General features: G+C 38.6%; 16 protein-coding genes. 11 read left to right on the plus strand and 5 right to left on the minus strand.

Annotated elements, in window-relative coordinates; genetic code table 11:
* Window positions 1–322 precede the first annotated feature (322 nt).
* Complete coding sequence (locus CQZ96_RS20285) at window positions 323–2,554, plus strand: NADP-dependent isocitrate dehydrogenase (protein ID WP_004823068.1); 2,232 nt, start codon at window positions 323–325, stop codon at window positions 2,552–2,554.
* 257 nt (window positions 2,555–2,811) lie between these two features.
* Here the strand turns inward: CQZ96_RS20285 and CQZ96_RS20290 are convergent, their stop codons facing one another.
* Window positions 2,812–3,600 carry a pseudouridine synthase gene (locus CQZ96_RS20290; protein WP_105713652.1) on the minus strand — a complete coding sequence of 263 codons (789 nt, stop codon included), beginning with the start codon at window positions 3,598–3,600 and terminating at the stop codon, window positions 2,812–2,814.
* 371 nt (window positions 3,601–3,971) lie between these two features.
* Window positions 3,972–5,264 carry an MFS transporter gene (locus CQZ96_RS20295; protein ID WP_004823065.1) on the minus strand — a complete coding sequence of 431 codons (1,293 nt, stop codon included), beginning with the start codon at window positions 5,262–5,264 and terminating at the stop codon, window positions 3,972–3,974.
* Window positions 5,265–6,068: 804 nt separating this feature from the next.
* On the opposite strand from CQZ96_RS20295, the gene icd reads away from it, so the two are divergent.
* The 4 genes from icd to CQZ96_RS20315 all read left to right on the plus strand — a co-directional run bounded on the left by icd (window position 6,069) and on the right by CQZ96_RS20315 (window position 9,081).
* On the plus strand, window positions 6,069–7,325 hold the full coding sequence (icd, locus tag CQZ96_RS20300; protein ID WP_105713653.1) for an NADP-dependent isocitrate dehydrogenase: 1,257 nt from the start codon (window positions 6,069–6,071) through the stop codon (window positions 7,323–7,325).
* Window positions 7,326–7,534: 209 nt separating this feature from the next.
* Complete coding sequence (locus CQZ96_RS20305) at window positions 7,535–8,026, plus strand: DUF2867 domain-containing protein (protein ID WP_105713654.1); 492 nt, start codon at window positions 7,535–7,537, stop codon at window positions 8,024–8,026.
* A gap of 166 nt (window positions 8,027–8,192) precedes the next feature.
* Entirely contained in the window at window positions 8,193–8,549 is a 357-nt protein-coding gene (locus CQZ96_RS20310; RefSeq protein WP_034616240.1) for a hypothetical protein, read from the plus strand.
* Window positions 8,550–8,850: 301 nt separating this feature from the next.
* Window positions 8,851–9,081 (plus strand): hypothetical protein, encoded by a 231-nt coding sequence (locus tag CQZ96_RS20315; RefSeq protein ID WP_004724907.1) that lies wholly within the window; start codon window positions 8,851–8,853, stop codon window positions 9,079–9,081.
* An 80-nt stretch (window positions 9,082–9,161) separates the two neighbouring features.
* Here the strand turns inward: CQZ96_RS20315 and argG are convergent, their stop codons facing one another.
* Both argG and CQZ96_RS20325 read right to left on the minus strand, forming a co-directional pair.
* Complete coding sequence (gene argG, locus CQZ96_RS20320; RefSeq protein ID WP_004724905.1) at window positions 9,162–10,505, minus strand: argininosuccinate synthase; 1,344 nt, start codon at window positions 10,503–10,505, stop codon at window positions 9,162–9,164.
* Between the two features lie 435 nt (window positions 10,506–10,940).
* Window positions 10,941–11,792 carry a LysR family transcriptional regulator gene (locus CQZ96_RS20325; protein ID WP_004724903.1) on the minus strand — a complete coding sequence of 284 codons (852 nt, stop codon included), beginning with the start codon at window positions 11,790–11,792 and terminating at the stop codon, window positions 10,941–10,943.
* 152 nt (window positions 11,793–11,944) lie between these two features.
* Here CQZ96_RS20325 and CQZ96_RS20330 point away from each other — a divergent pair, with 152 nt between their 5' ends.
* The 5 genes from CQZ96_RS20330 to dld all read left to right on the plus strand — a co-directional run bounded on the left by CQZ96_RS20330 (window position 11,945) and on the right by dld (window position 19,048).
* Window positions 11,945–12,862 carry a DMT family transporter gene (locus CQZ96_RS20330; protein WP_105713655.1) on the plus strand — a complete coding sequence of 306 codons (918 nt, stop codon included), beginning with the start codon at window positions 11,945–11,947 and terminating at the stop codon, window positions 12,860–12,862.
* A 575-nt stretch (window positions 12,863–13,437) separates the two neighbouring features.
* The gene (gene lldP, locus CQZ96_RS20335; protein ID WP_171066957.1) at window positions 13,438–15,108 is read left to right on the plus strand and encodes an L-lactate permease; all 1,671 of its coding nucleotides are present in this window, start codon (window positions 13,438–13,440) and stop codon (window positions 15,106–15,108) included.
* Window positions 15,109–15,138: 30 nt separating this feature from the next.
* Window positions 15,139–15,882 carry a transcriptional regulator LldR gene (gene lldR, locus CQZ96_RS20340; protein ID WP_034618110.1) on the plus strand — a complete coding sequence of 248 codons (744 nt, stop codon included), beginning with the start codon at window positions 15,139–15,141 and terminating at the stop codon, window positions 15,880–15,882.
* A 2-nt stretch (window positions 15,883–15,884) separates the two neighbouring features.
* A complete protein-coding gene (lldD, locus tag CQZ96_RS20345) occupies window positions 15,885–17,039 on the plus strand; it encodes an FMN-dependent L-lactate dehydrogenase LldD (RefSeq protein WP_004823052.1) in 1,155 nt (384 codons plus the stop codon).
* 311 nt (window positions 17,040–17,350) lie between these two features.
* Window positions 17,351–19,048, plus strand: coding sequence for a D-lactate dehydrogenase (gene dld / locus CQZ96_RS20350; protein WP_105713656.1), 1,698 nt, complete (start codon window positions 17,351–17,353; stop codon window positions 19,046–19,048).
* 130 nt (window positions 19,049–19,178) lie between these two features.
* Here dld and CQZ96_RS20355 read toward each other — a convergent pair whose 3' ends face one another.
* Window positions 19,179–20,000 carry a hypothetical protein gene (locus tag CQZ96_RS20355; protein WP_105713657.1) on the minus strand — a complete coding sequence of 274 codons (822 nt, stop codon included), beginning with the start codon at window positions 19,998–20,000 and terminating at the stop codon, window positions 19,179–19,181.
* A gap of 262 nt (window positions 20,001–20,262) precedes the next feature.
* On the opposite strand from CQZ96_RS20355, the gene CQZ96_RS20360 reads away from it, so the two are divergent.
* Window positions 20,263–22,296, plus strand: coding sequence for an NADPH-dependent 2,4-dienoyl-CoA reductase (locus CQZ96_RS20360; RefSeq protein ID WP_004724886.1), 2,034 nt, complete (start codon window positions 20,263–20,265; stop codon window positions 22,294–22,296).
* Window positions 22,297–22,337: the final 41 nt, after the last annotated feature.

Consider the following 22,337-nt stretch of genomic DNA (forward strand, 5'->3'; position numbering starts at 1 on the left):
ATTGGTTGCTCAGTTTGTAAGAATCAGCAAGATAAAATTTTTAATGTTTAAAACAATAAAGCACAAGACGGCATAGATTGTTGTTGCTCTTGGTCGGAATGGCTATTTTTACAAGAAAATGCTTAATTTTTGTGCAAATATTGATATTAATGCAATATTTGTGATGTACCATTTTTTTACGAAATGTCGTTATCACAGATCTTACGTTGACTGTAATACCAGGAAGGCTGATACTCTTGGGGTTAAATTTAAGCAAGTCGGTTCGTAAGGGCTGGGTCACAAGCTCGGTTCTCAAAACACAATTTAAAGCAAGGGGCTATATATGGCTGGTGGAAAGTCAACAATCATTTACACACTGACTGACGAGGCGCCATTGTTGGCGACTTATTCGCTACTGCCGATCATTGAGACCTTTACTAAGCCAGCTGGCGTAGAGATTGTCAAAACTGATATTTCTGTAGCTGCTCGTGTTCTTGCAGAGTTCGCGGAATACTTAAGCGATGAACAGAAAGTATCTGACAACCTTGCGCATTTAGGGCGTCTTACTCAAGATCCAGACACTAACATTATCAAACTCCCAAATATCAGTGCATCTGTTGCTCAGTTGAGCGCATGTATTAAGGAACTTCAGTCAAAGGGTTATGCAATCCCAGACTATCCTGAAAATCCAACAACTGAAGAAGAAAAAGCAATTAAGGTACGTTATAGCAAGTGCCTTGGTTCAGCGGTGAATCCAGTGTTACGTGAAGGTAACTCTGACCGTCGTGCACCTGCAGCAGTGAAAAACTATGCGAAGAAACATCCACATTCAATGAGCGAATGGAAACAGTGGTCACAAACACATGTTTCGCATATGGATGAGGGCGATTTCTATCACGGTGAAAAGTCAATGACACTTGACCGTGCGCGTAACGTAAAAATGGAACTTATCACCAAAAATGGTGAGAGCATTGTGCTTAAGCCAAAAGTTGCATTACTTGATGGCGAAATCATCGATTCAATGTTTATGAGCAAGAAAGCGCTTTGCGATTTCTATGAGAAAGAACTTGATGATTGCCGTGAAGCGGGCATTTTATTTTCGTTGCATGTAAAAGCAACCATGATGAAAGTTTCACACCCGATTGTATTCGGTCACTGTGTAAAAATTTACTATAAAGAAGCATTTGAAAAGCATGCTAAGTTATTTGATGAGTTAGGTATTAACGTCAATAACGGTATGGCTGGTCTTTACGAGAAGATTGCAACTTTACCAACATCATTACGCGAAGAGATCATTGAAGATCTTCACGCTTGCCAAGAACACCGTCCTGCACTTGCAATGGTGGATTCAGCGAAAGGTATTACTAACTTCCATTCACCAAATGATGTGATTGTAGATGCATCTATGCCTGCGATGATTCGTGGTGGCGGTAAAATGTGGGGTGCTGATGGTAAGCAGTATGATTGTAAAGCTGTTATGCCAGAGTCAACATTCGCACGTATCTACCAAGAAATGATTAATTTCTGTAAGTGGAATGGTAACTTTGACCCACGTACTATGGGTACTGTGCCAAACGTTGGTTTGATGGCGCAAAAAGCTGAAGAATACGGTTCACATGACAAAACTTTTGAGATCACTGAAGCGGGTGTTGCAAACATCACAGATCTTGAAACTGGTGAAGTGTTGATGTCACAAAACGTTGAGGAAGGCGATATCTGGCGTATGTGTCAGGTGAAAGACGCACCGATTCGTGACTGGGTAAAACTTGCGGTAACGCGTGCGCGTAACTCAGGTATGCCAGCAATCTTCTGGCTTGACCCATACCGTCCACATGAAAATGAATTGATCAAGAAAGTACAAAAATACTTGAAAGATCATGATACAGCAGGTCTTGATATCCAAATCATGTCACAAGTACGTGCAATGCGTTATACGCTTGAACGTGTTGCTCGTGGTTTAGATACAATTTCAGTGACTGGTAACATTTTACGTGATTACTTAACTGACTTGTTCCCAATCATGGAATTGGGTACTTCTGCGAAAATGTTGTCTATCGTTCCGTTAATGGCGGGTGGCGGTATGTACGAAACAGGTGCGGGTGGTTCAGCACCTAAACACGTACAACAGCTTGTAGAAGAAAACCACTTGCGTTGGGACTCTCTTGGTGAATTCTTGGCCTTGGCTGTTTCTTTAGAAGAGCTAGGTATTAAAGAAGACAATGCGCGTGCTAAGTTATTGGCGAAAACATTGGATCAAGCAACTGGTCAATTGTTGGATAACGACAAGTCTCCATCACGCCGTACAGGTGAGCTTGACAACCGTGGTAGCCATTTCTACCTTGCGAAGTTCTGGGCTGAAGCACTTGCTGCACAAAATGACGATGCTGAATTAAAAGCCAAGTTTGCACCACTTGCAAAAGCATTGGATGAGAACGAAGACAAAATCCTTGCTGAGCTTGCAGCTGTTCAAGGTAAGCCAGCGGATATTGGTGGTTACTATGCAGTTGATACCGCTAAGGTTGAAGCTGTAATGCGTCCAAGTGCGACGCTTAACGCTACACTTGCAACTGTTTAAGTTTTAAATGCTATAAACCGACGATCTTGTTGGTGAGAAAAGCCGATGCATACGCATCGGCTTTTTTATTGAGGGAGTAAATCTTTGTTTAAGTTATTTATTTGCAAGTTTACGCATGAATCAATTTAAATGATGAGGGGGCGATTGGTTTTAATTGGTCTTGAGTTTTTTAGTTATAAAATAAAAATGCCCAATGAAATTCATTGGGCATTTTTACAATAAGCGGCAATTGCTTTATAGCTTAGAAGGACTAAATCCTAGCGACCATTACGTCCACGACCACGTGGTGCTTTGGTATTTGGGCGGGTGGTACCATTGGTCTTACGACGTGGTTTTTCACCATCTTCCATTTGCCAGATACGTTTAGTTCCAGATTTCTTTGTTGAACCATCTTTATTCTTACGAATAATTGGTTTTCCACCTGTACCGCCAGGCTTCTTCACATAAGAACGTGAGCGATAAGGTTCATCTGCTGGAATATTTTGGAAGTCTGGATAAAGTAATGGTTCAATTTCTTTGGTTTCACCAGGTTGTAAACCCATTTGCACCAAATCAATTGCACCAATCTTGGTGCGGATCAAACGTAAAGTTGGAAAACCAACAGCCGAAGTCATACGACGGACTTGACGGTTACGGCCTTCACAAATAGAAATTTCAATCCAAGATGTTGGAATATTGGCACGGAAACGGACTGGTGGATCACGATCCCATAACCATTCAGGTTGTTCAACTTTATTCGCTTGCGCAGGTAAAGTCATACCATCTTTTAGCTCAACACCTTTACGCAACTGTTCTAGGGCTTCTTCAGTCACATCACCATCAACTTGCACCAAATAAGTTTTAAATTTCTTATTGGCAGGATTGGTAATGTATTGATTTAAACCACCATGATCAGTTAAAAAAACTAAACCTTCAGAGTCCATATCGAGACGACCTGCCAAACGCAAAGTCGAGTCATCTACGAAGTCAGACATCGTCATATGTGCTTCGTCTTTACGAAACTGGGAGAGGACGTCATAAGGTTTATTAAGAATGACAATTTTCACTTTAGACCACTAATAAATATCAATAAAATTTTTGAGTTTGATAAAGTTACCCGTTTGAAGAGAGTTGGGTAAAGATAAAGACTACGATATGTGCGCTACTATATCAGATTACGCTTTGTATTCTTCAACTTTATTTATTTACCAAGGCTGAGTTGTAAATACATTTTTCTTAGGCGGGGGGATTGGTGGTTTTATCTTGCTAGAATTTACCATAGCGTGAAATTGAGATAGGCAACTTGAAAACAGCATCTATTGAAGCTAAGCCTTATAATAAAAAAGCTGTACCACCTTTGGGTAGTACAGCTTTTTTGAATAGCGTAGATCTCAAATTCAGTGACCACAAGCTATTAATAAGGGCTTAACCATGTTATTTAGTGGTCATGTTTTAGATATTCCGGTTCTTTCGGTAATTTAAAACTACATAAGAAACAGATCACTAACATGACAATCACATAAAGGAAGAAGGTGCTTTCAATACCCGCTGCTTTGAACTGTAGTGCAACAGATGGTGCAGAACCACCAAAGATTGCATTACCCACAGCATAAGAGAAACCAACACCCAATGCGCGAACATGTGGTGGGAACATTTCTGCCTTAACCAATCCGCTGATAGAGGTATAGAAGCTAAGCAACATCATGAGGAAAATAAGTAACAGAGCAACCATCAATGGTGAATAACTGAAATGTGGCATCCAGATCACCATGACTGGATAGATGAAAATCGCCATAGTACCACTGAACGCAAGCATTGCAGCACGACGGCCAATGCGGTCAGAAATAGCACCAAATACAGGTTGTGCAAGCATAAAGATAAAGAGTGAAGCTGTCATAATGAATCCGACAGTTTTACTATCTACACCCATATTGGTGAGGTAGGTCTTTGAATATACTGTAATCACATAGAAGGTGAGGGAACCCGCAGAGGTATAACCTACAACCAATAAAAAGGTTTTCCAGTGATTTTTAAACAGTTCACTTAAGCTTCCAGATTCTTCTTTATCACTGTCTTCGCTAGATAATGTTTCTTCCAAACGGCTACGTGCAAGTAGGGAGATAATTGCAGCAATACCACCAATGACAAAAGGAATACGCCAGCCACCATCAAGCAATTGCTGCTCTGATAGGAATGCCAACATAATAACACCGAGCAAGCTTGCTAATAATTGACCACCTGACAAAGTGACATATTGGAAAGAAGCAAAAAAGCCTCGTTGACCCTTTAAGCCAAGCTCACTCATATAGGTTGCTACAGCACCATATTCACCACCTACAGATAAACCCTGTAGCAGGCGAACAAGTAAAAGTAGGAAAGGCGCTGCCATTCCAACTTGTTCATAGGTTGGGAGTGCGGCAAATAAGAAAGAGCTTACTGCCATTAGACAGATGGAAATGACCATTGATTTTTTACGGCCATGTTTATCGGCAATTCGTCCGAAAACCCAGCTACCAATTGGTCGCATAAAGAAGCTGGCTGCAAAGACACCCCATACATAAATTGCCTGAGTACCGGAGTCCATATCAGGTGCAGTTAATGCTTTAGTGAAATATGCCGCAAACACAGCATAAATATAAAAATCAAACCATTCTACTAAGTTTCCTGAAGCTGCGCCGACGATACCGCGTATACGGCCTCGCTTCTCTTCTTTAGTGTAAGTTTTATCCATTATTTACATCCATGAGATAGGTTGAATCACAATAAATTCAAAATTCATTACGATTTAAAAAACAGGAATAATGTTAAAGATTTTAAGACTAAATAATAATTGCAAAGATGGTTAATTTGATTGGAGGCCATAGGATAGGCAGAAGGAATTAAAAAATGAATTTTGATTTATTTTTTCATTAAAATTCATGTGAAAACATATAGTAAAAGTGAATTACTTTTGTAATTAATCTTAACTTGATTGTGGTTATGTGAAAATTATTTTTTTAAAATATAAAGCAATGGCAAAAAACGCCAGTAATAAAAATAAATTTATGGGTTTTTGTTTGTGTTCTATTGTGGTGCGTATTTTAATACAATGAAATATATGAATATATTGTGGTTTTAAGGTGGCTGGTTTGGTCATTAATCTATTGTCAAAATGTTATAGATTTTTAAATTAAATGGCGAATATAAAATCAAAAAATTAGAAATCATGTTTATAGTGAAAATGTATAGTAAGTCTCGCTTTTAAAGATCTGACTCTTGGAAAATTTATGTGTATGGAAAAGCAAAGCTAATATTTTTATTTTAAGCATTAGGAATGATTGAGCTTGTGGATTTATATAAAAAATGACGGGTTAAATGACATTAAATAATGGAACATTGTGCTTTATTCAGTAGAGAAATGTTGTTATTCCTCGTATAAATCTCAAAAAATGTACGAATTAGACTAGACTGATATGCACTAAGAATGGTTAGAAGTATTGTCTATTTGGTAATTATTTTGGATTTGCCAACTATAATAAAAGGGAGAACCTGAACAATGGGTTATCAGAAGATCGTAGTGCCTGCTGATGGTAGCAAAATTACTGTAAATGCAGACTTGTCACTGAATGTTCCAAATCATCCAATCATTCCTTTTATTGAAGGGGATGGTATTGGTGTTGATATTACTCCAGCCATGAAAGCTGTTGTAGATGCCGCAATTCAAAAAGCATATGGTGGCAAACGTTCGATCGAATGGATGGAAGTTTACTGTGGTGAAAAGGCAGATAAAATCTACGGGACCTATATGCCTGAAGAAACTTTTGAGGCACTGCGGGAATTTGTGGTTTCGATTAAGGGTCCATTAACTACGCCTGTGGGCGGTGGTATTCGTTCATTGAATGTTGCTTTACGCCAAGAGCTCGACCTTTATGTTTGTGTGCGCCCTGTACGCTGGTTTGAAGGTGTGCCGTCACCTGTTCAACATCCTGAACTGACTGACATGGTGATTTTCCGTGAAAATTCCGAAGATATTTATGCAGGTATCGAATGGAAAGCGGATTCTCCTGAAGCGAAAAAAGTCATTAAATTCTTAAAAGAAGAAATGGGTGTAACCAAGATTCGTTTTGAAGATAATTGTGGGATTGGTATTAAACCTGTATCGAAAGAAGGTACTCAGCGTTTAGTGCGTAAAGCAATTCAGTTTGCGATTGATAATGATAAGCCGAGTGTAACTTTAGTGCATAAAGGCAATATCATGAAATATACCGAAGGTGCATTCAAAGAATGGGGTTATGAACTGGCAATTGATCGTTTTGGTGGCGAGCTGATTGATGGCGGCCCGTGGGTAAAAATTAAAAATCCAAGAACGGGTAAAGAGATCATTATTAAAGATGTCATTGCCGATGCCTTTCTACAGCAAATCTTAATGCGTCCTTCTGAATATTCTGTGATTGCGACACTTAACTTAAATGGTGACTATATTTCTGATGCGTTGGCAGCTGAAGTAGGTGGTATTGGAATTGCGCCGGGTGCAAATATTGGTGGCGCAATTTCTGTATATGAAGCGACTCACGGTACAGCACCGAAATATGCAGGCCAGGATAAAGTAAATCCAGGTTCTATTATTCTTTCTGCGGAAATGATGCTTCGTGATATGGGGTGGATTGAAGCTGCTGATTTGATTATTCAGGGCGTATCGGGAGCGATTGCTGCGAAAACTGTCACCTATGACTTTGAGCGATTGATGCCAGGTGCAACTTTGCTCCGCTGTTCTGAATTCGGTCAAGCAATCATTGATAACATGGATAGCTAATTAAAAGATAGACGCACTAAAGTCAGTATAATCAAAGGTCTGCCAAGTGCAGACCTTTTTGTTATTTATGGTTTGGCTATTTTATTCTAGAATCTAAGTATATTTATTAAACTTTAGAATGTGAGTAATTGCACCAACAACTGATTACTGTAGACTGTTTTTAGCGGTTGTTTGAAAAAATATTAATTATATTTTAAGGGGTTAATCGAATGAACATAGAAAAAGATCCTAAAATACTGGTTGCTCCACTTGATCAATTAAATTTTTTACACGAAGCCAAGCAATATATTGATAAAAATCTTACCAGTACTCAAGCCTATTATCTAATGACCAGTAAGCCGCCAGTTTGGTTGAGGGCTGCGTTTAAGCTAAGAGATTATTTAAGCCGGCATTTAGGTGGTGTGCAACCTATTCAAGGCTTTGGTGAATCAACTAAACCGCTTCAAGTGGGTGGGAAAGCAGATTTTTTTGATGTGGTTAAAGTCTCAGATCGTGAGCTTTTTTTACAGTCAACCGATAAGCACTTGAGTGTATTGCTGGTTTTACAAATCGAAGAATATGATGGACTTAGAAATGAATTAACGATATGTACCAGTGTAGTAACATATAATCTTTTTGGGAAAATTTATATGCTGCCTGTTTCTATAGTTCATGGTTTTATTGTTCAGCAATCACTTAAAAACCTTCAAATTAAATCTTGAAACTCAAGGCTTTGAACTATGACAAAATGCTGTAAAACTTGGCAAAAAAAGTCATATTTATACCTTAATTGTAGATGAAAACTCCTGTGAATAAGAAAACTCCTGTGTAAATAGCAATTTAAATCATTTGTTGATATTTTGTTGAGACTTAAATGGAGTGTTGGTTGTGAAAAAAGTATTGTTGGTTATCTTAGCTTTAGGGATTTCTCATCATGTATTTGCTAAAGACGTACACAAATGTGTGGTAAAAGGTTCGGTAACTTACCAATCTAGACCTTGTGCTGGAACTGCTACTGTAAATCCACAGCAACAACTTCAACAAAAATTAACCCAACGAACTGCAAACCAAACTTCGATACAGCAACAAAAAACTCAGTCTGAAATGCATCAGTATTCTCAACAGCAACACCTGCAACGCCATTCAGGAAATGGAACTTCAAATGAGATTCCAGATACAGTTGAAGGCAAAAAGAAAAGCTTGGCTATAGCGCAAGAAGCTTATAAACAAACAAAGAATCGTTAATTGTTTTTTAAATCTGCTTGGACCGTTTTTGTTTTATGGGCAACTGGTTTTTATTAAAGCTGCTTCTATTAAAGCAGTTTGGGAAATGAATGCAATATAAGAATAATTTGATTGATGAAGAGTATTGGTGAAAGTGATTGATTAGGCTTCTGAATCACAAGGTGATATGCTTTTTAGTTAAATTTTTCGCTTTAAATAAATAGGGGATTGTAATCCTATGGCTGTAGGTGAGTAATGTATTGGATGGGTTTATTCTGTTATATTAAGCAACCTAGTTAAATTTATTGAAAGCCTTGAATTTATGTCACAGACAAGTTCGAAAAAATTTTATATCTTTGCGACATTAGCATTGTTATTTCCAGTATTTTTAGTTGGAATGGCTTTTCTTGCGGCTAAAAGTGATGCCGAAACCAAACGGGAATATGATCAAATTCGCCAAGAACATGCTGAAAAGATTGAGTTGCAAAAACAACAGCAAAAATTAGAGCAACAAAACTTATCGCAGCCTGAAACTAAGAATGCAGTGTCTTGATAAGCAATCTTTAATGAAAAGTCATTAAGGCTAAAGCTAAAAAAACCGCCAAATTTGGCGGTTTTGTTTTTCATCAAAAATTATTTATTTTTGTCTTTCAACTGAGGGATCGCAGATCCTGTACCGACAGCCAATAAACCAGTATTGGTATAAATACCAAGTTTTGCGCGGGTGTCCGTGATATCAAGATTACGCATAGTCAATTGGCCGATACGGTCAGCAGGACTAAACATTGAATCACCTTTTTCCATGGTTAAACGCTCAGCTTCATAAGTGAGGTTCTCTGATTCAGTGTTCATAATCGTGTAGTCATTACCACGACGAAGTTCTAAAGTCACAGTACCTGAGATTGCTTTAGCAACCCAGCGTTGTGCTGTTTCACGTAGCATCAATGCTTGTGAATCGAACCAACGACCTTGATACAATAAACGACCTAGACGTAAACCATTAATACGATATTGTTCAATAGTGTCTTCGTTATGAATACCCGTTACAAGACGTTCATAAGCAATATGAAGAAGCGCCATTCCCGGAGCTTCATAGATGCCACGAGATTTTGCTTCAATAATACGGTTTTCGATTTGGTCAGACATACCTAGACCATGACGACCACCAATGCGGTTGGCTTCAAGAATGAATTCAACAGGGTCTTCAATACGTTTGCCATTTAATGCAACAGGAAAGCCTTCTTCAAACGTTACAGAAACTTCTTCAGCTTCAACTTTTACGTCTTCTTTCCAGAACGCAACGCCCATGATTGGCTCAACGATTTTGATGCCCGCATTGAGGTATTCAAGATCTTTCGCTTCGTGAGTTGCACCCAACATGTTTGAATCTGTTGAATAGGCTTTCTCTTTCGACATTTTGTAATCAAAACCATTGTCGATCAAGAATTGTGACATTTCAGCGCGACCGCCTAATTCATCAATAAATTGCTGATCTAACCAAGGTTTGTAAATTTTAAGTGCAGGGTTGGTTAATAAACCATAACGATAGAAACGTTCAATATCGTTCCCTTTATAGGTTGAACCATCACCCCAAATATTAACATCATCTTCTTTCATTGCTGTAACAAGCATTGTACCTGTTACTGCACGACCTAATGGTGTTGTGTTGAAATAAGGAACACCACCAGTGCTGATATGGAATGCACCACATTGAATTGCAGCAATACCTTCCAATGCAAGTTGTAAGCGGCAGTCAACCAGTCGGGCTTTTACAGCACCGTAGTTTTCAGCTTTACGCGGAATTGCATCGTAGTCATCTTCATCAGGTTGACCTAAGTTTGCTGTATAAGCATAAGGTTCTGCGCCTTTTTGTTTCATCCACAATAAAGCTGCTGAAGTATCTAGACCACCAGAAAAGGCGATACCCACTTTTTTGCCTACTGGTACATTCTGCAAGATCGTTGCATTATCAGTCATTGCTCGTCCTAACTATTTCGAAAGAGGCACCACATACATGGGTGGCCAAAGAGAATTTTATAAACGCAGTATTGTAGCACTTTTTCAATCAATGTTTTATTGGATTTGAAGGTTAACATTGAAAAAAAGACAATTTATAGAGCGAAATGAATTTACTTAAATGACCCATGCACCCCATTTAAAAACTTATAAGAAAAGTCAAATTAACGAGGTGTGAAATTTAATAGGAAGTTGAAAAGGGTAGTGAAATGGGGAGATTGATGTCTACCATTATTGGATGTTTATTTTTGATTGGATTTCCAATGGGTACTTGTATAGGGCTGCTGATTTGCTGAATGTGCGTAAGACCAAATGGCAAGCTGCGGATTGACCTATGTTAAAAGTAAGATAAATTGGATGTATAGGGTTAACCCAATTTATCTGATTCGTTTGGGATCATAGCTGATCATTTAAACCAATAAACTGCTTTTCAATCGGGGTAAATACATGTTCACTTCGTGCTATCAGATAGAATCCAATATCTCGATATTGTTCGGGTGTTTCTCGATAATATTGAATATTAAATTTTTTGATCAGTGACTTTGCAATCATTGAAATTCCCATACCCAACTGAGTGAAATTGACTAAGGCTTCATGATCATAAATATGGGTTAATTCACCCTTGGTTAAATGATAGTCTGTATAAATATGATCTAAAGTGGTTGCATAACAGCATTCTTCTGAGGCAAGTAAAATATTTTGATGATTGAGACAGTCTTCAAGGCTGTCATGGTTGATGACATTTTTTCCAATAATCACCAATTGATCATCTGCCTTTTGAATATACTGGATATTTTTCTGTTTTGGGTGACCTAAAACATAAGCGATATCTAGGTTTCCGCGTAAAATTTCATCTTCAATATAGCCTGTAGCACCTGTTTTCATGGTGATTGAAAGCTCAGGGTAGGTTTCATAAAGTTGGCTAAAAGACGGGTAGAAACGCATTCCGCCTAAACTGGTGTTGGTACCAAAGCGTAAATATTTTTCCTGCTGATAGATTTTATTTTCTGTTTCTTCCCATGTGAAGATCATTTTTTTGTATTGCTGATATAAATTCATTCCTGATTCGGTCAGTTCAACACCTTTGGGTTTTCGGATGAATAATTGACGTTTATAGTGATTTTCAATCTTTTTTATTTTTGCTGTCATATTCGATTGTAAATAATTGAGTTTATTTGCTGCTGCTGTAATGCTTTTTAGTTCAGCAACAGTCACAAATGATTTGATATCACCCATATCGATATTCATTTCAATTCCTCAATAATGCATTGAATAAGTGCTGACATTAAAGTATCCACTTTAACATCAAAAAAAATGATGTGTACATTAAAACATAGCATTATTCATGATGTCATTTATTTTCTATACTCTATGTACTTTCCATCTGTTGAGTACAGCAAATGAATCTTCGAGTGATTGGTGCAATTGTATTATTGTGTCTCGTCTGGGGATCTTTGTGGGGATTGGTCAAACATAGTTTGCAAATATTTCCGCCATTCTTATTTATTTCTACGCGTTTAATCTTAGCTGCGCTTACCCTTATGTTGGTTCAAGTACTGTTAAGAAAATCCATTTTATCCGCAAAAGGTGAATGGCAAAAACTGATGATCTCAAGTTTGATGATTTGTATTGGTTTTTATGCAACACAAACCTTTGCCATGCAATTTGTTGATTCGGGATTGTCTGCGGTTTTAGTGTTTACTATGCCTATTTTTATTGGTGTATTGGCGCATTATATTTTAAATGAGCGTTTAAATAGCCAAAAAATGATTGGGTTGGTTCTTGGCACATTGGGCTTGATTGCGATTCTTTGGCCACAATTACATCATATTCATTTGAATTTATCGTTAATTGGTCAAGCTTTCTTAATCTTGTCAGGCTTCTTCTGGGCTTTAACCACAGTTTATATCAAACAGAATTTTGCAACTTATGACAAAATCAAATTGACCTTTTGGCAATTGCTGATGGGTGGGGTGGTGATTCTGATCGGCGCTTTAATTTTTGAACCTGTAGATGTTAAAGTTTGGATGAATCCGCTCAATGATTCAATCCTGTTCTATATTGCTGTGATTGGAACTGGTTTTGCCTTTGCCTTGTGGAATTGGATTGTGAGTCAGGTAGATACCTTTGTTGCGTCTATTTCAATCATGTGTATTCCTATTCTAAGTTTATTTTTTGGTTATGTGCTTTGGCATGAGCCGATTACAATCAACATTATTATCGGTGCGGCATTTATTTGTTCAGGAATTATTTCAAGTTCTTTAAATCTTAAAATCAAGAAAAAACCTGCAACCTTATTGAGTTGTGAGCATCGTTAAATCAATGAGTGGACATTGTTGAATTAATTTATAGTTAATTACATTTTTATGTAATTTTTCAATTAAAGTAAAAAGCAAAATCAGTGAAAGTTCATTGATTTTACTTTTTTTACTTTCTATTTTTACTTTATCTTTGTTTGTTTAGCTGATGTTTTAGTCATTATTTTAAATGTTTTTTAAATTGGTCTGACTAATTTTGGTTTTGAAGTATTTCCAAACCCGATAATAAACTTAAATCAGTGTTACTAAAAAGTGCATTAAAAAATAGCATACGACTAAAGTTGTATAAAATTGGTTTAATTTAAAAAAATACAATATAAAACAAATGAGTTATTCGATTTGAAACCCTGAAAGCTGAAGGATTGGTCTGTGAATAGGTCGAAATATTTGCAATATTGGTCATACCAAAATAATTAATTGAGTGCCAACTATTGATCTTTAAATCAGCAAAAATTAATATTAAGTGGCAGTTAGTGCAAAATTTTTTAATTTAAAACTAAATTGGTCATACCGATTATTGAGAAATAAATGGATGATTCAATGACATTCCACGTTCTAGCAAGCATTTCAAGGAGATGACAATGCTTCAACATTGGCAACAGATTTATGATCCGATGGGCAATATCTGGGTATCCAGTGCCATTGCGCTGATACCAATTATCTTTTTCTTTTTAGCCCTTGCTGTATTCCGCATGAAAGGAAGCGTTGCGGGGACAATTACAGTTGTATTGGCTTTACTGGTTTCATTATTTGCTTATCAAATGCCAACGATGATGGCATTGGCATCATTGGTCTATGGTTTCTTTTATGGTTTATGGCCAATTGCTTGGATCATTATTGGGGCAGTATTCTTATATAAAGTTTCAGTAAAAACAGGGCAGTTCGATATTATTCGTTCTTCGATTTTGTCGATTACGGAAGATCAACGTCTGCAAATGCTTTTTGTTGGCTTTGCTTTTGGTACCTTCTTGGAAGGTGCGGCTGGCTTTGGTGCACCTGTTGCGATTACTGCGGCATTATTGGTGGGGCTTGGTTTTAAACCGCTTTATGCGGCTGGTCTATGTTTGATTGTGAATACAGCACCTGTGGCATTTGGTGCAATGGGGATTCCAATTATTGTGGCTGGACAGGTTTCTGGTGTAGAAACAATGGAAATCAGTCAGATGGTTGGACGTCAGTTGCCATTTATGGTTCCAATTGTGCTGTTCTGGATCATGGCGATTATGGACGGTTGGCGTGGTGTAAAAGAAACCTGGCCTGCTGTGATTGTCGGTGGTGGTTCTTTTGCGCTTGCACAATATTTGACTTCAAACTTTGTGGGTCCAGAATTACCAGATATTACCGCTTCAATTGCGTCTTTGGTTTCATTAACGATTTTATTAAAATATTGGCAGCCAAAGCATATCTTCCGTTTTGCAAATGAAGATGACAGCATGAGCGAAAATCTTGCTGCACAAAAACAGCAGAAATATAGCCTTGCTCAAATTGCCAAAGCGTGGTCTCCATTTGCGATTTTAACTGTGATGGTCACAATCTGGAGTGTAAAACCATTTAAGGATTTATTTACCAAAGATGGTGCACTACATGATTTAGTGATTTCTATCAAAGTGCCGTATTTGCATCAAATGATTCAAAAGATGCCACCTGTTGTTGCTGAAGTAAAAGACTATGATGCAATTTATAAATTTGATTGGTTCTCAGCGACGGGTACCGCAATTATTATTGCTGCAATCATTACTATTATTTTCTTAAAAATGAAGCCAAAAGAAGCAGTGGTTACTTTTGCTGAAACCATTAATGAATTAAAAATTCCAATTTATTCGATTGGTATGGTGTTGGCATTTGCTTTTATTGCTAACTATTCAGGAATGTCTGCAACCTTGGCTTTGGCATTGGCACATACGGGGCAAGCATTTACATTCTTCTCTCCATTTTTAGGATGGTTAGGTGTATTCCTTACAGGTTCGGATACTTCTGCAAATGCTTTATTCGGGGCATTACAAGCCACGACTGCGCAACAAATTGGTGTCCCAGAAGTATTACTGGTTGCTGCAAATACCAGTGGTGGTGTCACTGGGAAAATGATTTCTCCTCAGTCGATTGCAATTGCATGTGCGGCGGTGGGGCTGGTAGGTAAAGAGTCTGATCTGTTCCGTTTTACGGTTAAACACAGTATAACGTTTACTGTAATGATCGGTATTATTATTACACTACAAGCTTATGTGTTCCCATGGATGATTCCATGAGCATAAAACGTCACTGAATGAGGAAAGCAGATGAAAGTCTCTGACAAAGTGGTACAAAGCCTTCGTATGTTAATTGAAGAAAAAAACATGCAAGTCGGAGAACGTTTACCTGCTGAACGAAAGTTGTGTGAACAACTGGGCGTATCCCGTTCCTCTTTAAGAGAAGCGATTTCTCAACTGACCAGTACTGGAATGCTGGTCAGCAAAGGGGGGGCGGGGACCTATTTACAACAATTTCCGGTGAACTGGTCGCAAAACCAGATTGTTGAATCTTTAAGTAATTTGATTGATGAAGACCCCGCATATCGTTTTGATGTGCAGGAGGCGCGAACAATCCTTGAAGGTGGTTCAGCTTGGTATGCGGCACAACGTGCAACACCTAAAGATCTGGCTCAGATTCGCGAATATTATGATCAGATTTCATATTTTCAGTCGATTGGTGATGATGAGCAAGCTTCACTTGCCGATGCTAAATTTCATTTGGCGATTGCTGAAGCATCGCACAATTTAGTGTTGATACAGATGATGCGGGGCGTTTTTGATCTGTTGCAGTTTAACGTGCTCTTGGGTAGACGCAAAGTGTACTCAGAAACACATCGATTTGATCAATTGCATGACCAGCATTTTAAAGTGATGGATGCAATTGAACGTCATGATCCAGATGCTGCAAGAGATGCGGTCTGTGGACATATAGAATTTGTAGTACAGCAAGTGCGTATGATTGATGAGGAAGAAGCCCGTCGTCAGCGTGCGAGCCGATTAAACAGGATATGAGCATGATTATTTCTTCTGCTAATGACTATCGTGAAGCCGCGCGACGTCGTTTACCACCATTTCTTTTTCATTATATTGATGGTGGTGCGTATGCGGAATATACACTAAAACGAAATGTAGAAGATTTATCAAAAATCGCTTTAAGGCAACGTGTTTTAAATGACATGTCGCAGCTAAGCCTAGAAACAAAATTGTTTGATGAAACTTTATCTATGCCAGTTGCATTGTCTCCTGTTGGATTAACAGGTATGTATGCACGTCGTGGTGAGGTTCAAGCTGCTGTGGCGGCAGATAAAAAGGGCATTCCTTTTACCTTGTCGACCGTGTCTGTTTGTCCGATTGAAGAAGTTGCACCAGCAATTAATCGCCCAATGTGGTTTCAGTTATATGTGCTGCGTGATCGTGGCTTTATGAAAAATGCTTTAGAGCGAGCCAAAGCTGCAGGCTGCTCAACTTTGGTGTTTACTGTTGATATGCCTGTACCTGGTGCGCGCTATCGTGATGCACATTCTGGTATGAGTGGTCCAAATGCAGCGATGCGTCGTTACATGCAGTCGTGTTTCCATCCGCATTGGGCTTGGAATGTCGGTTTGCTGGGTCGTCCACATGATTTAGGTAATATTTCCAAATACTTAGGAAAGCCGACTGGACTTGAAGATTATATCGGTTGGTTGGGCAATAACTTTGACCCGTCTATTTCATGGAAAGACCTTGAGTGGATTCGTGAATTTTGGGATGGCCCGATGGTGATTAAGGGGATCCTTGATCCTGAAGATGCCAAAGATGCAGTACGTTTCGGTGCCGATGGTATTGTTGTATCAAACCATGGTGGTCGTCAGTTAGATGGTGTCTTATCGTCTGCGCGTGCGCTTCCGCCAATTGCAGATGCAGTCAAAGGAGATATTAAAATCCTTGCTGACTCTGGTATTCGTAATGGTTTAGACGTGGTTCGTATGCTGGCATTGGGTGCAGATACCTGCATGCTCGGACGTGCTTTTGTCTATGCATTAGGGGCAGCGGGTGGTGCAGGCGTTTCAAATCTGCTTGAATTAATTGATAAAGAAATGCGTGTCGCAATGACTTTGACGGGCGCCAAAACAATTGCAGACATTAACGCCGATTGTTTAGTCAAGTTAGACAAAGCATTGGATGCGTGATGTATTTTTGATACGTCATCAAGCTGAATGACAGTGTTCAATTTGATAGACGCAAATGTCATCCATGCAAATTTCATCTGAAGTGTTTTGAGGCAGAACGACCTTATAACATGATGTATTTGCAAAGCATCAAATGAAAAGATGTGATTTAACAAGTTTTGCGGATAAGCATGGTTCAAGCTACTTTTCAGCAAAAAAAGTAGCTTGAACTGATCGTTGATCCCTCAATACAAATAATATTGAAAAACGCTGTCGGAATGAATGCCTTATTGAATGAGATTGAATAAGGGTTCATCAATAGGATAGGGAAAATGCAATCTAATATTGATTCACAACACACCATTCAGCAATTGATCAACATCGTCGGTCAGCAACACGTTTTAACCCATGATCATGCTACCCGCTTGTATCGTCAGGGGCGTCGTTATGGCTCAGGGCAAGTGCTGGCTGTTGTGGTTCCCGGAACTTTGTTTGAACAATGGCAAGTGCTACAAGCTGCTGTAAATGCGGACTGTATTGTGATTATGCAAGCTGCAAATACTGGCCTTACGGGTGGTTCAACACCTTTTGGTGATGATTACGACCGACCCGTTATTTTAATGAGTACACGTCGTTTGGCGGGTATACAAGTGATTAACCAAGGTCAGCAAGTGATTTGCTTACCTGGTGCAACCTTAGATCGTCTTGAAAAAGAGTTGGCACACTATAATCGTGAGCCGCACTCAGTGATTGGATCATCTTGTATTGGTGCATCGGTTTTAGGTGGAATATGTAATAACTCAGGTGGAGCATTGGTCCGCCGCGGTCCTGCATATACTGAACTTGCACTTTATGCACAGGTCAATGCGTCAGGTGAGTTAGAGTTGGTCAATCACTTGGGGGTGAATCTGGGTGACACACCTGAAGAAATTTTGACAAAACTCGAAAATAATAACTATCAACTCAATGATGTTATTAATAATGCGAGTTGTTGTGCTTCTGACCATCGTTATGCGCATGATGTTAAACAGGTCGATGAAAATACACCTGCACGATTCAATGCTGATCCATCACGTTTATTTGAAGCTTCAGGTTCTGCAGGTAAAGTCTGTGTCTTTGCAGTACGTTTAGACACCTTTGAAAAAATTCCAAGTCAGGTATTTTATGTGGGAACCAACTCACATGATGATTTGACAGAAATCCGTCGTTTCTTACTCAAAGATTTGCCAAGATTACCGATTGCGGGTGAATATATTCATCGTGTTGCCTATGATATTGGTGCTGAATATGGCAAAGATACCTTTATGTTTATCGAAAAATTTGGTACGGCAAAAGTGCCTGCTGCATTTGCACTAAAAGATAAAGTGGATGGATATCTCGAAAAAATTGGCTTACGTAGTTTGTCTGATAAAGTGTTGCAGATGGCGACTAAACTGTTGCCCAATCATTTGCCAAAACGGATGAATGAGTTTCGTGATTTATATGAACATCATTTGATGATTCGTATCGAAAATCAGGATCTTGAGCAAGTTGAACTTTTTTTAAAAGATTATTTTCAACATAAAACATCAGGTGATTTTTTCCGTTGTACGGATGAAGAAGGGCGTAAGGCTTTTTTACATCGTTTCGCAGTGGCAGGTGCAGCAATTCGTTATCGTGATACGCATCGTTCGGAAGTTGAAGATATTGTTGCGCTGGATATTGCTTTACGCCGTAACGACCGTGAATGGGTAGAAACTTTACCTCAAGAGATGGATGATTTAATTACCCATAAATTGTATTACGGACATTTTCTCTGTCATGTGTTTCATCAAGATTATATAGTCAAAAAAGGGGTAGATCCTTTGGCGATGGAACATCAAATGTGGCATTTGCTGGATAACCGTGGTGCAGAATATCCTGCGGAACACAATGTAGGGCATTTGTATATTGCAAAGCCTACTTTAAAAAATCATTATCAAAAGCTTGATCCGACCAATAGCTTTAATGTCGGCATTGGGCAGACCAGTAAATTAAAATACTGGAAGTAATAATATTGAGTCGTTTTAATTTGGTTTGTTTATGGTGATTCACATATAAACAGTCTTTTAAAAACTGCTAGATGACGAACTCATTTATTTGACTAAATAAAATAGCCATGCAAAAAAGCATGGCTATTTTTTATTTCTGTTCGCCTAATTTAGAAGAAATAAATCCAAGCACAAAAGCACTGATAAAGAAAGTAACAACAGCATAAAGTGCGGATTGTGTGGTAAACCAAATTGCAATGGTTAAGATTGCAACGATGGCTGTACAAATCCAAATCGCCAACCCCGAAGTTGCTAAAGGTTGTTGAGATGAAGCAGGGTCAATTTGATCTGGTGTGGACACTTCTTTGGTATTTAAATCGTGAATAGGGTCATGTAGATTCACACCATAAAAGAAATAGGGATGATCATCAAAACGAGCAAGCTCGATACGTTGCATTTCAATAAAAGAAAGTTGTTGTGAATGATCTTGTGCCGAATTTTCAATGTGTTGTAACAATTGGGTTAAGAAATGGGCATCATTTAAATCCAAGGGCAAACCACTGGTGCGCAATAAAACATATTCAGGATAATGTTGTTCGATTAAAGATTTAAAATCTTCAAAATGGTAACTGTTCTCTGCACCAAAAGTTTCTATAAATAAGGGTTTTCGATCTGCTAAATTGAGAAGTGCTTGTTGTTGATCAATGACTAAATAAGCATATTGACTCTCACCAAAATCCTCTTGGCGTTCTTCTAGATCAATTTGATTGCGTTCATCGTTGATATCAAGATCATCTATATATCTTGTCCAGAAAATATTTTCTTGCTTAAACAGCATAAACCATAAAATTGGAATGAATGCATTTGCTTCGAGTTCAAAAGTTGCGCTTTGAAAAAACTCAGCCCATTGATTTTGACTACCTTGTGGCATATGGCTAAAGGTAGAACTGGTTAAAAATACCGGGTGGCTCATAACGTGATGCCTTTTCTTATTTACTTTTATTCAGCAGTTATATTGCAAAATAACGAAAATTGACACAGCAGATTGTTATAAAACTGTATAACACTTTTCTTTTATTTGAGTCATATCAAGATGTGTTGCTTCTTGTTGTGGGTAAAGCAGATAGAATTGACACTATATACGATGAAAATATCAAAAATTGCCATCAAAAAAAAATTAAAACTCGATAAAGTAGTATGCAACAAGTTGCAAAGCCAAACTTAAAGGATTCATCATGACAAATAGCTATGCAAATATCTTAAAACCACTCCATCTGGGATTTACGACCATTAAAAATCGTGTCGTGATGGGTTCAATGCACACAGGTTTAGAAGATCGTTTTTATAACTACCCAAAACTTGCTGCATATTTTGGAGAACGTGCCAAAGGTGGTGTTGGGCTGATTATTACAGGGGGGATTTCCCCAAATCGCCAAGGTTGGTTGTTGCCAGCCGGTGGAACGATGAATACTTTAGGTGATATTGCACCACATCGTTTAGTCACACATGCTGTACATAAGCATGGTGCAAAAATTCTGATGCAAATTCTGCATGCAGGGCGTTATGGTTATCAACCGTTTGTTGTATCTTCAAGCCCAATCAAATCACCGATCTCGATGTTTAAACCACGTCAGATGAGTGACAAACTGATTCTTGAAACCATTCAGGATTATGCTGAAACAGCTAGTTTGGCAAAAAAAGCTGGTTATGATGGTGTAGAGATTATGGGTTCAGAAGGCTATTTACTGAATCAATTTTTAAGTCGCCATGTTAACCAACGTGAAGATCGTTGGGGCGGACCAATTGAAAATCGTATGCGTTTGGCAGTCGAAATTGTAAAAGCGATTCGTGCCAAAGTTGGTGAAAAATTTATTATTTGCTTCCGTTTGTCGATGCTCGATTTGGTCCATGACGGTAATACTATGGATGAAGTAATCACTGTTGCGCAGGCATTAGAAAAAGCAGGTATTACTTTACTGAATACTGGGATTGGTTGGCATGAAGCACGTGTTCCCACGATTGTAACCTCTGTTCCGCGTGCTGCATTTGTAGATTACACCGCAGAAGTGAAAAAGCATGTCGCTGTACCTGTCATTGCTTCCAACCGAATTAATATGCCTGATACTGCTGAGGAAATTTTGGCAGCAGGTAAAGCAGATATGGTGCAAATGGCGCGTCCATTATTGGCAGATGCTTTTTGGGTGAGTAAAACCGCAACCAATCGTGTTGATGAAATCAATACTTGTATTGCATGTAACCAAGCCTGTTTAGATCATAGTTTTCAAAATAAGCGTGCAAGTTGCTTGGTGAACCCACGAGCAGCGCATGAAACTGAACTGGTTTATCTTAAAACAAAAAAACCGAAGAAAATTGCGGTTGTTGGCGGTGGTGTTGCTGGAATGTCAGCAGCTACTATTGCGGCAAGTCGTGGACATCAGGTGACTCTGTTTGAAGCCTCTACTGAGGTCGGCGGACAGTTTAACCTCGCTAAAGTTGTGCCAGGTAAAGAAGAATTCCATGAAACCATACGATATTTTAAAGTTCAGATTGAAAAAACTGGTGTGGATTTACGTTTAAATACCAAAGTGAATCGTGAGCAATTAGAGCGTGAAGGTTTTGATGATGTGGTGATCGCAACAGGTGTGATTCCACGTGGTTTAAATATTGAAGGCAGTAATGCACCGCAAGTGTTGTCTTATGCTCAAGTATTACGTGGTGCACCTGTTGGCAACAGAGTCGCTGTGGTCGGTGCAGGCGGTATTGGTTTTGATGTATCGGAATATTTGTTAAAACCTGAACATCAGCCGCAACCACAACCTTTGGCGGATTGGCAACGAGAGTGGGGTGTAGACCCAAATCCAAACTATATGACTGAAGGTGGTTTTGTTCCTGCTGAAGTAGAGCAACCAATTCGTCAAATATATTTGATGCAACGTAAAACCACACCTCTTGGTATTGGTTTAGGTAAAACCTCGGGTTGGGTACACCGTGCACAATTGAAAAAACATGCGGTAAGAATGATGCGTGGCGTGCAATACAAGTCTGTAACCAATGAAGGATTATGGATTGAAAGCAATGGTCATGATCAATTGTTACGAGTAGACACGATTGTGGTGTGTGCAGGTCAGGAATCCGTTAAGGACTTAATGCCTCAAGAGGGTGAGTCAACTTTAGCAAATTACCATATTATCGGTGGTGCAAAATTGGCTGGTGAGCTTGATGCAAAGCGTGCGATTCGTGAAGGTGCTGAAATAGCAGCTAAACTTTAATCAAAATCATCTATTTTGATGAAACAATATGCATTTGAATA

Source organism: Acinetobacter sp. MYb10 (assembly GCF_002980175.2).
Taxonomy (GTDB): Bacteria; Pseudomonadota; Gammaproteobacteria; order Pseudomonadales; family Moraxellaceae; genus Acinetobacter; species Acinetobacter guillouiae.